General features: G+C 56.7%; 15 protein-coding genes and 1 pseudogene. 8 read left to right on the top strand and 8 right to left on the bottom strand.

What is annotated here, in order from left to right; genetic code table 11:
• Positions 1-312: 312 nt before the first annotated feature.
• Positions 313-789 carry a WbuC family cupin fold metalloprotein gene (locus PG900_RS20115; RefSeq protein WP_013023839.1) on the top strand — a complete coding sequence of 159 codons (477 nt, stop codon included), beginning with the start codon at positions 313-315 and terminating at the stop codon, positions 787-789.
• 46 nt (positions 790-835) lie between these two features.
• Here the strand turns inward: PG900_RS20115 and PG900_RS20110 are convergent, their stop codons facing one another.
• Both PG900_RS20110 and PG900_RS20105 read right to left on the bottom strand, forming a co-directional pair.
• Positions 836-1,711 (bottom strand): extended-spectrum class A beta-lactamase CTX-M-3, encoded by an 876-nt coding sequence (locus PG900_RS20110; protein ID WP_011091028.1) that lies wholly within the window; start codon positions 1,709-1,711, stop codon positions 836-838.
• A 334-nt stretch (positions 1,712-2,045) separates the two neighbouring features.
• Positions 2,046-3,308: an IS1380-like element ISEcp1 family transposase gene (locus PG900_RS20105; protein ID WP_125941896.1), complete on the bottom strand. Its 1,263-nt coding sequence runs from the start codon at positions 3,306-3,308 to the stop codon at positions 2,046-2,048.
• 299 nt (positions 3,309-3,607) lie between these two features.
• Here PG900_RS20105 and PG900_RS20100 point away from each other — a divergent pair, with 299 nt between their 5' ends.
• The 3 genes from PG900_RS20100 (at position 3,608) to PG900_RS20090 (ending at position 5,389) form a co-directional block, all read left to right on the top strand.
• On the top strand, positions 3,608-3,928 hold the full coding sequence (locus tag PG900_RS20100; protein ID WP_118881660.1) for a DMT family transporter: 321 nt from the start codon (positions 3,608-3,610) through the stop codon (positions 3,926-3,928).
• Positions 3,922-4,761, top strand: a complete 840-nt coding sequence (gene sul1 / locus PG900_RS20095) for a sulfonamide-resistant dihydropteroate synthase Sul1 (RefSeq protein ID WP_000259031.1) — start codon at positions 3,922-3,924, stop codon at positions 4,759-4,761. Before PG900_RS20100 ends, sul1 begins: the two co-directional genes overlap by 7 nt.
• Before the next feature lie 127 nt (positions 4,762-4,888).
• Positions 4,889-5,389 (top strand): GNAT family N-acetyltransferase, encoded by a 501-nt coding sequence (locus tag PG900_RS20090; RefSeq protein WP_000376623.1) that lies wholly within the window; start codon positions 4,889-4,891, stop codon positions 5,387-5,389.
• Here PG900_RS20090 and PG900_RS20085 read toward each other — a convergent pair.
• Both PG900_RS20085 and PG900_RS20080 read right to left on the bottom strand, forming a co-directional pair.
• Positions 5,358-6,350: a TniB family NTP-binding protein gene (locus PG900_RS20085; protein ID WP_001381192.1), complete on the bottom strand. Its 993-nt coding sequence runs from the start codon at positions 6,348-6,350 to the stop codon at positions 5,358-5,360. The genes PG900_RS20090 and PG900_RS20085 overlap by 32 nt on opposite strands.
• Positions 6,351-6,352: 2 nt before the next feature.
• Positions 6,353-8,032, bottom strand: coding sequence for a Mu transposase C-terminal domain-containing protein (locus PG900_RS20080; RefSeq protein ID WP_000179844.1), 1,680 nt, complete (start codon positions 8,030-8,032; stop codon positions 6,353-6,355).
• A 264-nt stretch (positions 8,033-8,296) separates the two neighbouring features.
• Here PG900_RS20080 and PG900_RS20075 point away from each other — a divergent pair, with 264 nt between their 5' ends.
• From PG900_RS20075 to PG900_RS23085, 3 genes are all read left to right on the top strand, one after another.
• The gene (locus tag PG900_RS20075) at positions 8,297-8,473 is read left to right on the top strand and encodes a hypothetical protein (protein WP_167576894.1); all 177 of its coding nucleotides are present in this window, start codon (positions 8,297-8,299) and stop codon (positions 8,471-8,473) included.
• Between the two features lie 172 nt (positions 8,474-8,645).
• Positions 8,646-8,933, top strand: a complete 288-nt coding sequence (locus PG900_RS20070; RefSeq protein WP_011222051.1) for a CopG family ribbon-helix-helix protein — start codon at positions 8,646-8,648, stop codon at positions 8,931-8,933.
• Complete coding sequence (locus PG900_RS23085) at positions 8,921-9,214, top strand: type II toxin-antitoxin system RelE/ParE family toxin (RefSeq protein ID WP_011222050.1); 294 nt, start codon at positions 8,921-8,923, stop codon at positions 9,212-9,214. The genes PG900_RS20070 and PG900_RS23085 overlap by 13 nt, the downstream gene beginning before the upstream one ends.
• Here PG900_RS23085 and PG900_RS20065 read toward each other — a convergent pair.
• The 3 genes and pseudogenes from PG900_RS20065 to tetR(A) form a co-directional block, all read right to left on the bottom strand.
• Positions 9,152-9,463, bottom strand: coding sequence for a hypothetical protein (locus tag PG900_RS20065; RefSeq protein ID WP_052150402.1), 312 nt, complete (start codon positions 9,461-9,463; stop codon positions 9,152-9,154). The two genes, PG900_RS23085 and PG900_RS20065, sit on opposite strands and share 63 nt — an antisense overlap.
• 35 nt (positions 9,464-9,498) lie before the next feature.
• A pseudogene (locus PG900_RS20060) lies at positions 9,499-9,684 on the bottom strand (TolC family protein); the annotation flags it as partial.
• Between the two features lie 702 nt (positions 9,685-10,386).
• Positions 10,387-11,037: a tetracycline resistance transcriptional repressor TetR(A) gene (gene tetR(A), locus PG900_RS20050; RefSeq protein WP_000164043.1), complete on the bottom strand. Its 651-nt coding sequence runs from the start codon at positions 11,035-11,037 to the stop codon at positions 10,387-10,389.
• A 105-nt stretch (positions 11,038-11,142) separates the two neighbouring features.
• Here tetR(A) and tet(A) point away from each other — a divergent pair, with 105 nt between their 5' ends.
• Positions 11,143-12,342, top strand: a complete 1,200-nt coding sequence (gene tet(A) / locus PG900_RS20045; RefSeq protein ID WP_001973670.1) for a tetracycline efflux MFS transporter Tet(A) — start codon at positions 11,143-11,145, stop codon at positions 12,340-12,342.
• 31 nt (positions 12,343-12,373) lie between these two features.
• Here tet(A) and PG900_RS20040 read toward each other — a convergent pair whose 3' ends face one another.
• Positions 12,374-12,634: an EamA family transporter gene (locus PG900_RS20040; protein ID WP_425330936.1), complete on the bottom strand. Its 261-nt coding sequence runs from the start codon at positions 12,632-12,634 to the stop codon at positions 12,374-12,376.
• Positions 12,635-12,932: the final 298 nt, after the last annotated feature.

Here is a 12,932-nt window from a genome sequence, read left to right as displayed (position 1 = left end):
GAACGAAATAGACAGATCGCTGAGATAGGTGCCTCACTGATTAAGCATTGGTAACTGTCAGACCAAGTTTACTCATACTGAAATAATTGGGGGGTGATTACCACCGTAAATTTTTCCCAGACGGTAAAAAGAATTACAGACTTTTATCAACTAAAAAAGTGGCCTGAATATCAGCACTACCGTCAATACCATTTCAGTAAATCAGGATAGGGAAAAATTGGCAAACCCAGTTCTTCACTTGCTCTGCGGGTTCTGTCACCCTGACGTCATACGGTAATCCCCCCCAATTCATTAATCGACAAGGTCATCCTGATGAAACAAATTACCATGAGCGATATGCAGCAACAGAGCGCAGCGGCTGTGCAATCGCCTCGGCTCCGCGCGCACCGTAATTTCCATCCAGAATTAAGCGATTCGGTCCAACGTCTGGCTATTGCCATGGAACCTGGGACCTACGTGCGCCCGCACCGACACCCTCACACCTTCGAGCTACTGTTGCCATTAAGGGGTCGTTTCGTGGTGCTGAATTTTGACGATCGGGGTACCGTCACCCATCGGGCGATATTGGGGGAAACCTGTACGGTGCTGGAGATGGCCGCAGGAACCTGGCATGCCGTGCTGTCGCTGGATACCGGTGGCATAATTTTTGAAGTAAAACACGGTGGCTATCAACCCGTGGCTGCCGATGACTATGCGCACTGGGCTCCAGCGGAAGGAGAACCAGGAACCACGGAGCTTATGGCCTGGTATGCGCAAGCGCAGGTGGGCGACAGCACTTTTGCCGTCTAAGGCGATAAACAAAAACGGAATGAGTTTCCCCATTCCGTTTCCGCTATTACAAACCGTCGGTGACGATTTTAGCCGCCGACGCTAATACATCGCGACGGCTTTCTGCCTTAGGTTGAGGCTGGGTGAAGTAAGTGACCAGAATCAGCGGCGCACGATCTTTTGGCCAGATCACCGCGATATCGTTGGTGGTGCCATAGTCACCGCTGCCGGTTTTATCCCCCACAACCCAGGAAGCAGGCAGTCCAGCCTGAATGCTCGCTGCACCGGTGGTATTGCCTTTCATCCATGTCACCAGCTGCGCCCGTTGGCTGTCGCCCAATGCTTTACCCAGCGTCAGATTCCGCAGAGTTTGCGCCATTGCCCGAGGTGAAGTGGTATCACGCGGATCGCCCGGAATGGCGGTGTTTAACGTCGGCTCGGTACGGTCGAGACGGAACGTTTCGTCTCCCAGCTGTCGGGCGAACGCGGTGACGCTAGCCGGGCCGCCAACGTGAGCAATCAGCTTATTCATCGCCACGTTATCGCTGTACTGTAGCGCGGCCGCGCTAAGCTCAGCCAGTGACATCGTCCCATTGACGTGCTTTTCCGCAATCGGATTATAGTTAACAAGGTCAGATTTTTTGATCTCAACTCGCTGATTTAACAGATTCGGTTCGCTTTCACTTTTCTTCAGCACCGCGGCCGCGGCCATCACTTTACTGGTGCTGCACATCGCAAAGCGCTCATCAGCACGATAAAGTATTTGCGAATTATCTGCTGTGTTAATCAATGCCACACCCAGTCTGCCTCCCGACTGCCGCTCTAATTCGGCAAGTTTTTGCTGTACGTCCGCCGTTTGCGCATACAGCGGCACACTTCCTAACAACAGCGTGACGGTTGCCGTCGCCATCAGCGTGAACTGGCGCAGTGATTTTTTAACCATGGGATTCCTTATTCTGGAAGAGACGAAATAACAACAACATGAATAGTCAATATTTTACCTGAAGCGAGCCACAACGCGTCCGATTTTATGCTTCCGAAAGGCAAATACGGACGTCGCCAGAATGAAACCTAAATTCCACGTGTGTTTTTTATTAGCTTCAAAAATCACTATTTCACGAAGAATTTAGACTGCTTCTCACACATTGTAACATTATTTACAACCACCTTTCAATCATTTTTGATAAATCATTGATTTCATCTTTGCTGCAATGATACTTAATAAACTCTGCAAGTTATCCACAGAGCAACACTCAATTTTATTGATGATATTCTTATTATACCAGACATTTTTCATACACTCCCTTGTACGGATAGTTTTCCGACAACTTCATGATTACATATCTTGCGGTTTTGATTATTTTTGCTGCAAGAAATACATACTTCAAACGAAAGGTCTTTATTTGCTGTCTGTATTCTGAAGAGTCCAAGGAATCAAGCTTGAACAACAAAAATAGGTTATATGAAAGCATCATCATTTGAAACACGGCTTCATTCGCCCAAAATGACTTTAGCAAGAGATGACCCACCGCCATGTCGTATTTGGCTTCTTTGATATAGTTTTCAGCATTACCACGCTTTTCATAGTATATAACTACTTTTTCAGAAAGCAAGGTAGTATTTGTTACAAAGAAAAAGTAGTCGTATTCGGAACCTTCTAAAAGTGATAATTGTGCTCTTTCTTTTTCTGGTTTCAGTACGCGAGATACGACAAATCTTCTGTCTTTTTCCCATTTAACTAATTTTGTATACAGTTCTGTAGTTTCTCTACCTTCTTCTCCTTTAACGAATACAATTGATGAATTCGTTGCTTGTGAGGTGAGTGTAGAATAACTTTTGGCTTTAATTAAATATTTGCATCCAAGAGATTCTATCGTTTCGATAATTTTTTCATCAAAGTAGCCACTATCCATTCGAAATAAAATTTCTAAATCGTCTGATTTGATGTTAGCAACAATTTCTTTGATCATTTCCGCAGCACCGTTTGCAGTGTAAGTATTGCCACTTCTTACAAATCCGGTAACATATGCTTTTAATTCGTCGCAAAATGCAAATTGGATATTGTAGCATCGGTTTCCCAGTTTCTTAGGATTATATCCTTTTGACGCACCTTCTTGATGACCTTCTACGTTAATTACACTACTATCAATATCAATCGTAATGGATGTCAATTTACTTTTAGTGAGCAGTTTTTTAAAGACTTTAAAATTAATGTCTCTAAACATTTGGGTTGTCTTGAAGTTGAAGTTTCCTAGAAACCGTGACACTGTTTCAGGTTCTTTTACGGAAATATCAAACTCGTTGACGAGGGGATCATTTTGAAGTAGCTTTAGACGTTCTAACTTATCAATGCCAATGAAGTGACCGCAGAGCATGGTCTTTATATGATTCATCTTGATTTTATTTGTTGAGTCATTATCAAATACGAGGTCATTTTCAATAAAATCAAAAATCCCATTGCTTTTTGCATTCTCAAGGAGCAGAAAAAGACCTGCATTTGATGTTAGATTCTTAGCTTTGAAATCAATTTTATTAATCATAATTAGAACCCCTTTTTACTACTTTTCTTACTATTATTTTACCATATATCGAGTCATAAAAGCTGATAATTTAACATATTTTTGAGCACTTTTCTTTCACCCAATGGGTGAAAGCTGAATTTCGAAGGAATGCATATTTATCAAGGCTTTGATTATGCTTTTTGAAGTACTGACGTAGAATCTAGGTCATATATACTTTAGATTGATTTAAAACTTCATTTTTAATTTAAAAGGATCTAGGTGAAGATCCTTTTTGATAATCTCATGACCAAAATCCCTTAACGTGAGTTTTCGTTCCACTGAGCGTCAGACCCCTAATCGCAACATCCGCATTAAAATCTAGCGAGGGCTTTACTAAGCTTGCCCCTTCCGCCGTTGTCATAATCGGTTATGGCATCGCATTTTATTTTCTTTCTCTGGTTCTGAAATCCATCCCTGTCGGTGTTGCTTATGCAGTCTGGTCGGGACTCGGCGTCGTCATAATTACAGCCATTGCCTGGTTGCTTCATGGGCAAAAGCTTGATGCGTGGGGCTTTGTAGGTATGGGGCTCATAATTGCTGCCTTTTTGCTCGCCCGATCCCCATCGTGGAAGTCGCTGCGGAGGCCGACGCCATGGTGACGGTGTTCGGCATTCTGAATCTCACCGAGGACTCCTTCTTCGATGAGAGCCGGCGGCTAGACCCCGCCGGCGCTGTCACCGCGGCGATCGAAATGCTGCGAGTCGGATCAGACGTCGTGGATGTCGGACCGGCCGCCAGCCATCCGGACGCGAGGCCTGTATCGCCGGCCGATGAGATCAGACGTATTGCGCCGCTCTTAGACGCCCTGTCCGATCAGATGCACCGTGTTTCAATCGACAGCTTCCAACCGGAAACCCAGCGCTATGCGCTCAAGCGCGGCGTGGGCTACCTGAACGATATCCAAGGATTTCCTGACCCTGCGCTCTATCCCGATATTGCTGAGGCGGACTGCAGGCTGGTGGTTATGCACTCAGCGCAGCGGGATGGCATCGCCACCCGCACCGGTCACCTTCGACCCGAAGACGCGCTCGACGAGATTGTGCGGTTCTTCGAGGCGCGGGTTTCCGCCTTGCGACGGAGCGGGGTCGCTGCCGACCGGCTCATCCTCGATCCGGGGATGGGATTTTTCTTGAGCCCCGCACCGGAAACATCGCTGCACGTGCTGTCGAACCTTCAAAAGCTGAAGTCGGCGTTGGGGCTTCCGCTATTGGTCTCGGTGTCGCGGAAATCCTTCTTGGGCGCCACCGTTGGCCTTCCTGTAAAGGATCTGGGTCCAGCGAGCCTTGCGGCGGAACTTCACGCGATCGGCAATGGCGCTGACTACGTCCGCACCCACGCGCCTGGAGATCTGCGAAGCGCAATCACCTTCTCGGAAACCCTCGCGAAATTTCGCAGTCGCGACGCCAGAGACCGAGGGTTAGATCATGCCTAGCATTCACCTTCCGGCCGCCCGCTAGCGGACCCTGGTCAGGTTCCGCGAAGGTGGGCGCAGACATGCTGGGCTCGTCAGGATCAAACTGCACTATGAGGCGGCGGTTCATACCGCGCCAGGGGAGCGAATGGACAGCGAGGAGCCTCCGAACGTTCGGGTCGCCTGCTCGGGTGATATCGACGAGGTTGTGCGGCTGATGCACGACGCTGCGGCGTGGATGTCCGCCAAGGGAACGCCCGCCTGGGACGTCGCGCGGATCGACCGGACATTCGCGGAGACCTTCGTCCTGAGATCCGAGCTCCTAGTCGCGAGTTGCAGCGACGGCATCGTCGGCTGTTGCACCTTGTCGGCCGAGGATCCCGAGTTCTGGCCCGACGCCCTCAAGGGGGAGGCCGCATATCTGCACAAGCTCGCGGTGCGACGGACACATGCGGGCCGGGGTGTCAGCTCCGCGCTGATCGAGGCTTGCCGCCATGCCGCGCGAACGCAGGGGTGCGCCAAGCTGCGGCTCGACTGCCACCCGAACCTGCGTGGCCTATACGAGCGGCTCGGATTCACCCACGTCGACACTTTCAATCCCGGCTGGGATCCAACCTTCATCGCAGAACGCCTAGAACTCGAAATCTAACGTCCGTTCGGGCATCGAGGTCCATGTCGGGGTGGGACGGGCCCGTGGCTTCAAGATCACTTGCAGTCCGACCGCGATGTCTTGGTTGCGCGAGAGGTTGTCGACAGGCCATGCTGAGTGTGCGATGGTTGATCGCTTCCTCGCCGCTCTCCACGGCGACGATGGCCGCCGCCATCAGCAAGTGCGCCAGTTCCCCTATGGTGCCCTCGCTGCGTGTGAGCAGGTAGCGAGCCATGTCCAGCGTGGCAATTGGGGAAGGCCGGCGCAGCGGGAGCGAAGCGGCGAAGCTGGCCAGCAGTGAGCAGCAATCGTCGTTGGCCTCCCATACCGGCAGCATCATCGGCTCGAAGCGATTTTCCAACTGGTCATCGGAGCGGATGGCTAGGTAGGCGTCGCGCGTGCCTACCCCAACCAACGGGATGCGCAGTTCGTTGCCGAGGAAGCGCAGCAGGTTGAGGAATTCCCGGCGGTTGACGCTGTTGCCGGCCAGCACGTTGTGCAGCTCGTCGATCACCAGCATGCGCACGCCGACCTTGCGCAGCAGTGCCAGAGCCAGTTGCTCCATTTCCGGCAACCGTGGGCGTGGGCGCAGCGGCGCGCCCATCGCGGCGAGCAGCGCGACGTAGAAGCGGATCACGGACGGCTCGGACGGCATCTGCACGACCAACACCGGGATGTGCTCCTGGTCGGCGTCGGAGCTGGCCGGGTGGGTGCGGCGGAACTTCTCGACGATCATCGACTTGCCATTGTTGGTCGGGCCAACCAGCAGCAGGTTGGGCATGCGTTGCTTGTTTGGCCACGCATAAAGGGCTTCCAGCCGGTTCAGCGCCTCGACTGCGCGCGGATAGCCGATCCAGCGGTCGGCGCGAAGGCGCTGGATGCGCTCGTCCGCCGGAAGACGGGCCAAGCCCTGGGCCGCCGGCAGCAGGTGGGACAGGTCGATGATGGGATATTCGTCCACGGCTACCACTCCTCAATCTGGTCGAACGGTTTGGCGGGTGGCAAGTTGTCTGCCTGCGGGTCGGCAATATCCGTATCCGGCGGAACGGGCTTGTCCGGCCGAGCTGATGTCTTGAGGTGCTGGCGGCGATCCGCGTCACGCCGCGCCTTGCGTGTGGCCTTCTGCGCGCTGGTCACAATCTCACGCATCTGGCCGATCATGCGGAACAGCGCCGACTCATCCACCTGTTCGCGCCCTTGCTGCCGCAGTTTCGCCAGCGCCTGCCGTTGTTCCCAGAGGGTGACAGCCGGATGCGACAAGGTACGGTAGGGAATTTCCAGGTAATGCTGTCCCTCCGGTTCCAGGACCCAGATACGGCTGATGTCGCGCGGATCGCGCCGGATCAGAAAGGACGGCCAGCGTTCACGCCGCGCAATCCACGGCTTGAGCGCATCGGCGTAGTAGTGGATGTGGTCGATGACAAAGCCGGTGCGGGTCAGCGTGCGCCGGAGGATCGGCAGAAAATCGACCAGGAACGAAGTAGCGCGTGTGACGACGGCCGGTACGCCGACACGCGCCACGGCCTCGGCCCAGCGCGCGGCCGGCGGTTGGAGCAGGCCGTTGTGCACCGAACCGTGGTAGGTGCCGACCGCCAATGTGAGCCAGCGCTCTAGCTCGCGCAGCGTCAGGGCGGCCTTGTTTTCGGAATCGTAGTCGCCGCGCTGGTCAGGGTTGGAGAAGGTCGTTCCCGGCAGTTCGTCGTGAATCATCTGCATCGCCGTGCCGATGATCCGTTCCACGATGCCGCCATAGTGCGGCTGTCCCAGCGGGCGATAGTCCAGCCGGATGCCATGCTGCTCGCAACCCCGGCGCAGGGCCTCGCTCTTGAACTCGGCCGCGTTGTCTAGGTAGAGCAGCAAGGGCTTGCCGCTCATCTGCCAATCCATTTCCACGTTCAGTCCTTCCAGCCAAGGGCGCTTGTCGCAGGCGACATGCACGAGGCACAGGCCAACCGAAACGGCAGACGGCGCTTCCAGCGTGACGACCATGCCGAGCACGCAGCGGGTGAACACGTCGATGGCGAGGGTCAGGTACGGGCGGCCAATAGGTTGCCGGTCGCGGTCATCGACCACGATCAGGTCGATGACCGTATGGTCTATCTGCACCTGCTCCAGCGGCGCGGTCACGGCAGGAGGCTCGCCGCCCACACCTTGTAGGTCACGAGCGGCATCCTGGCCTTCCCGCCGGCGGATGACCTTGCGCGGGTCAAGGCTAGCGATCCGTAAGGCCACGGTATTGCGCGCCGGCACTCGCAGTTTTTGAGCCTTGCACACCTGAGTGACTTCGCGGTGAAAGGCCGCTAGGCTGCGCTTCTGCTTGGTCAGGAACCGCTTTTGCAGTAGCTCGTGGATGACGCGCTCGACCGGTTCCGGCAAGCGCCCCTTACCTTTACCTCCACCGGACTGGCCGGGCACCAGATCCGTCACGAGGCCGCTGCCTTGCCGGGCACGCCGGATCAGAACGTATACCTGGCGCCGAGACAAGCCCAGCGCCTGAGCCGCCATATCGGCCGCTTCGTGCCCGACCGTCTCCGACTGCGCCAACGGACTGATGATCTCCGCACGACGGCGCGCACGCTCCCAAGCCTCATCAGGCAGAGTGGCCACGCCTTGTTCTGGAATCCGTGGGGTGTCCGTCGCCATGCTCAGGGGTTCTAGGGATTTTCCGTCCAAAAACGACAAAGTGCTCTGGAGGCCACGCCGTCCGCGGCCTCCAGAGGGGTATTACTTTTTTGGCGCTTCACATAGCCAGTCACAATAAATCAATCACTTAGCAGTCTGAATGTCGCATTTGGACGGAAAATCCCTAGAACCCCCGAGTGGCGGCAGCGGCTCCTCGATGCAGGCCTTCAGTTGGATTGAAGGGAGGTGGTGCCGATGTGGTTGAGCGATAGATTTCCGGGGTTGATGTTGTGGCACACAGTGGCGGCGCTGGCCGCCGTGTTCGCGGCGAAAGCCCTGCTGTACTGGGCGGCTGACTGGCTGGCGCTGGGGCCACTTTACAGCGCCTTGGCGGGGCCTTCCTGGAACGTGGCGGCATGGATTGCGGCGCTGGCTCTGTTGCTGCGCTGGATGAAGGTCTAGCCCGCTCTGCCGCGCTGCGCTTGGCGGCCCCCGAGCCAGTGGCGATAGACTGCGCTAGTCGCCCCAGTTCGGGGGCGACATTGCAGTACTGCAATCGGGTTGTGACGGCGCTTAGATTGCGTGGTAAATTTAGGTATCGCTAGGTAATACCTTTGGCTAACAGTGAGGTCTTATGTCCGCAGCTACCAAACCCATGTCTATCAAACTTGATAGCGATACCCAAAGCCGGATCAAGCAGCTAGCTGCTGCCCGCGACCGTTCAGCGCACTGGATGATGCGCGAAGCTATCACCCAGTATGTTGAGCGCGAAGAGCGCAAGGAGGCGTTCCGCCGCGATACCCTCGATGCTTGGCAGGAGTTTCAGGAGACTGGTTTGCATGTCTCTCTTGAGGAGACCGATCAGTGGTTGGCTGGTTGGGGCACCGAGATTGAAGGTGGTGCACCTGCATGCCACAAGTGATCCTCTCTCCGGCTGCTCTGCGTGACCTTAAACGGCTGCGCGAGTTCTTGCACAGTAAGAGCCCAGTTGTTGCACAGCGAGCAGCCCAAACCATCCGTTCGGCGCTGGCCCAGCTCGGGCAACAACCCGCGATGGGGCGTCCTATTGAAGGGCTCCCGGAGGTGTTCCGCGAGTGGGTCATCCCCTTTGGGGACAGTGGTTATCTGGCGCGTTACCGCCTAGAGGGCGAAACCGTAGTGATCTTGGCTCTGCGTCACCAGCGCGAAGCCGGGTTTATTTAGGGAGGCGTAATGGGCTCCGGAAGCCTCTTTGCCGCCCACCCAATAGGTGTAGCCCGCGTCCCAGTAACCGGAAAGGTGCCCCGTGCCGCTGTCGAACCAGCGCGCTTCCCAGGGCTTTGACGCACCGATGCGCAACGTGGCGCCGCCCTGGCCCGTGGCGCCCACCGCGGCAGACAATTCTGCACCAACGGCGGGCGTGGCAAGCAAGGCCGCAGCCAGTGCGCCGGCCGGCAAGGATCTCAACAACATGATTTGTTTCCTCATGAAAAACAGATGACAACACTTCATGCTTCGGGATCGGCGCTGGCGGCAGCTGGCGCCACTGACGCCGTGTGCCAGCCGCCGCCCAATGCCCGGTACAGATCGATCTCGCTATTGAGCTGCGCCAGCTGATTCAATACCAGCTGCTGCTGCGAGCTGAACAGCAGGCGTTGCGCGTCCAGTACGGCCAGATAGCTGTCGACGCCTTCCCGGGGTTCTAGGGATTTTCCGTCCAAAAACGACAAAGTGCTCTGGAGGCCACGCCGTCCGCGGCCTCCAGAGGGGTATTACTTTTTTGGCGCTTCACATAGCCAGTCACAATAAATCAATCACTTAGCAGTCTGAATGTCGCATTTGGACGGAAAATCCCTAGAACCCCATAGACGGCCGCCAGCCCAGCGGCGAGGGCAACCAGCCCGGTGAGCGTCGGAAAGGCGCTGGAAGCCCCGTAGCGACGCGGAGAGGGGCGAGACAAGCCAAGGGCGCAGGCTCGATGCGCAGCACGACATAGCCGGTTCTCGCAAGGACGAGAATTTCCCTGCGGTGCCCCTCAAGTGTCAATGAAAGTTTCCAACGCGAGCCATTCGCGAGAGCCTTGAGTCCACGCTAGATCTATCTCATCTGCGCAAGGCAGAACGTGAAGACGGCCGCCCTGGACCTCGCCCGCGAGCGCCAGGCGCACGAGGCCGGCGCGCGGACCCGCGCCACGGCCCACGAGCGGACGCCGCAGCAGGAGCGCCAGAAGGCCGCCAGAGAGGCCGAGCGCGGCCGTGAGGCTTGGACGCTAGGGCAGGGCATGAAAAAGCCCGTAGCGGGCTGCTACGGGCGTCTGACGCGGTGGAAAGGGGGAGGGGATGTTGTCTACATGGCTCTGCTGTAGTGAGTGGGTTGCGCTCCGGCAGCGGTCCTGATCAATCGTCACCCTTTCTCGGTCCTTCAACGTTCCTGACAACGAGCCTCCTTTTCGCCAATCCATCGACAATCACCGCGAGTCCCTGCTCGAACGCTGCGTCCGGACCGGCTTCGTCGAAGGCGTCTATCGCGGCCCGCAACAGCGGCGAGAGCGGAGCCTGTTCAACGGTGCCGCCGCGCTCGCCGGCATCGCTGTCGCCGGCCTGCTCCTCAAGCACGGCCCCAACAGTGAAGTAGCTGATTGTCATCAGCGCATTGACGGCGTCCCCGGCCGAAAAACCCGCCTCGCAGAGGAAGCGAAGCTGCGCGTCGGCCGTTTCCATCTGCGGTGCGCCCGGTCGCGTGCCGGCATGGATGCGCGCGCCATCGCGGTAGGCGAGCAGCGCCTGCCTGAAGCTGCGGGCATTCCCGATCAGAAATGAGCGCCAGTCGTCGTCGGCTCTCGGCACCGAATGCGTATGATTCTCCGCCAGCATGGCTTCGGCCAGTGCGTCGAGCAGCGCCCGCTTGTTCCTGAAGTGCCAGTAAAGCGCCGGCTGCTGAACCCCCAACCGTTCCGCCAGTTTGCGTGTCGTCAGACCGTCTACGCCGACCTCGTTCAACAGGTCCAGGGCGGCACGGATCACTGTATTCGGCTGCAACTTTGTCATGCTTGACACTTTATCACTGATAAACATAATATGTCCACCAACTTATCAGTGATAAAGAATCCGCGCGTTCAATCGGACCAGCGGAGGCTGGTCCGGAGGCCAGACGTGAAACCCAACAGACCCCTGATCGTAATTCTGAGCACTGTCGCGCTCGACGCTGTCGGCATCGGCCTGATTATGCCGGTGCTGCCGGGCCTCCTGCGCGATCTGGTTCACTCGAACGACGTCACCGCCCACTATGGCATTCTGCTGGCGCTGTATGCGTTGGTGCAATTTGCCTGCGCACCTGTGCTGGGCGCGCTGTCGGATCGTTTCGGGCGGCGGCCAATCTTGCTCGTCTCGCTGGCCGGCGCCACTGTCGACTACGCCATCATGGCGACAGCGCCTTTCCTTTGGGTTCTCTATATCGGGCGGATCGTGGCCGGCATCACCGGGGCGACTGGGGCGGTAGCCGGCGCTTATATTGCCGATATCACTGATGGCGATGAGCGCGCGCGGCACTTCGGCTTCATGAGCGCCTGTTTCGGGTTCGGGATGGTCGCGGGACCTGTGCTCGGTGGGCTGATGGGCGGTTTCTCCCCCCACGCTCCGTTCTTCGCCGCGGCAGCCTTGAACGGCCTCAATTTCCTGACGGGCTGTTTCCTTTTGCCGGAGTCGCACAAAGGCGAACGCCGGCCGTTACGCCGGGAGGCTCTCAACCCGCTCGCTTCGTTCCGGTGGGCCCGGGGCATGACCGTCGTCGCCGCCCTGATGGCGGTCTTCTTCATCATGCAACTTGTCGGACAGGTGCCGGCCGCGCTTTGGGTCATTTTCGGCGAGGATCGCTTTCACTGGGACGCGACCACGATCGGCATTTCGCTTGCCGCATTTGGCATTCTGCATTCACTCGCCCAGGCAATGATCACCGGCCCTGTAGCCGCCCGGCTCGGCGAAAGGCGGGCACTCATGCTCGGAATGATTGCCGACGGCACAGGCTACATCCTGCTTGCCTTCGCGACACGGGGATGGATGGCGTTCCCGATCATGGTCCTGCTTGCTTCGGGTGGCATCGGAATGCCGGCGCTGCAAACAATGTTGTCCAGGCAGGTGGATGAGGAACGTCAGGGGCAGCTGCAAGGCTCACTGGCGGCGCTCACCAGCCTGACCTCGATCGTCGGACCCCTCCTCTTCACGGCGATCTATGCGGCTTCTATAACAACGTGGAACGGGTGGGCATGGATTGCAGGCGCTGCCCTCTACTTGCTCTGCCTGCCGGCGCTGCGTCGCGGGCTTTGGAGCGGCGCAGGGCAACGAGCCGATCGCTGATCGTGGAAACGATAGGCCTATGCCATGCGGGTCAAGGCGACTTCCGGCAAGCTATACGCGCCCTAGGAGTGCGGTTGGAACGTTGGCCCAGCCAGATACTCCCGATCACGAGCAGGACGCCGATGATTTGAAGCGCACTCAGCGTCTGATCCAAGAACAACCATCCTAGCAACACGGCGGTCCCCGGGCTGAGAAAGCCCAGTAAGGAAACAACTGTAGGTTCGAGTCGCGAGATCCCCCGGAACCAAAGGAAGTAGGTTAAACCCGCTCCGATCAGGCCGAGCCACGCCAGGCCGAGAACATTGGGGTTCTAGGGATTTTCCGTCCAAAAACGACAAAGTGCTCTGGAGGCCACGCCGTCCGCGGCCTCCAGAGGGGTATTACTTTTTTGGCGCTTCACATAGCCAGTCACAATAAATCAATCACTTAGCAGTCTGAATGTCGCATTTGGACGGAAAATCCCTAGAACCCCGCTCACCTCGCTTTGGTGCACACGAGTATTGAGCATAGTCGAGATTGGTGCAGATCACTTCTGATATTGAACTGTCAGGAGCTGGCTGCACAACAGCCATTACGCCCAATCAACTGGT

The organism is Aeromonas sp. QDB03 (genome assembly GCF_027707985.1).
Lineage (GTDB): Bacteria > Pseudomonadota > Gammaproteobacteria > Enterobacterales > Aeromonadaceae > Aeromonas > Aeromonas hydrophila.
This window is presented reverse-complemented; position numbering and strand designations above follow the sequence as displayed.

Coding starts and splice junctions, on each gene's coding strand:
- PG900_RS20115 (WP_013023839.1), top strand. CDS start 313: ATGAAACAAATTACCATGAGCGATATGCAGCAACAGAGCGCAGCGGCT.
- PG900_RS20110 (WP_011091028.1), bottom strand. CDS start 1,711: ATGGTTAAAAAATCACTGCGCCAGTTCACGCTGATGGCGACGGCAACC.
- PG900_RS20105 (WP_125941896.1), bottom strand. CDS start 3,308: ATGATTAATAAAATTGATTTCAAAGCTAAGAATCTAACATCAAATGCA.
- sul1 (WP_000259031.1), top strand. CDS start 3,922: ATGGTGACGGTGTTCGGCATTCTGAATCTCACCGAGGACTCCTTCTTC.
- PG900_RS20090 (WP_000376623.1), top strand. CDS start 4,889: ATGGACAGCGAGGAGCCTCCGAACGTTCGGGTCGCCTGCTCGGGTGAT.
- PG900_RS20080 (WP_000179844.1), bottom strand. CDS start 8,032: ATGGCGACGGACACCCCACGGATTCCAGAACAAGGCGTGGCCACTCTG.
- PG900_RS20075 (WP_167576894.1), top strand. CDS start 8,297: ATGTTGTGGCACACAGTGGCGGCGCTGGCCGCCGTGTTCGCGGCGAAA.
- PG900_RS20070 (WP_011222051.1), top strand. CDS start 8,646: ATGTCCGCAGCTACCAAACCCATGTCTATCAAACTTGATAGCGATACC.
- PG900_RS23085 (WP_011222050.1), top strand. CDS start 8,921: ATGCCACAAGTGATCCTCTCTCCGGCTGCTCTGCGTGACCTTAAACGG.
- PG900_RS20065 (WP_052150402.1), bottom strand. CDS start 9,463: ATGTTGTTGAGATCCTTGCCGGCCGGCGCACTGGCTGCGGCCTTGCTT.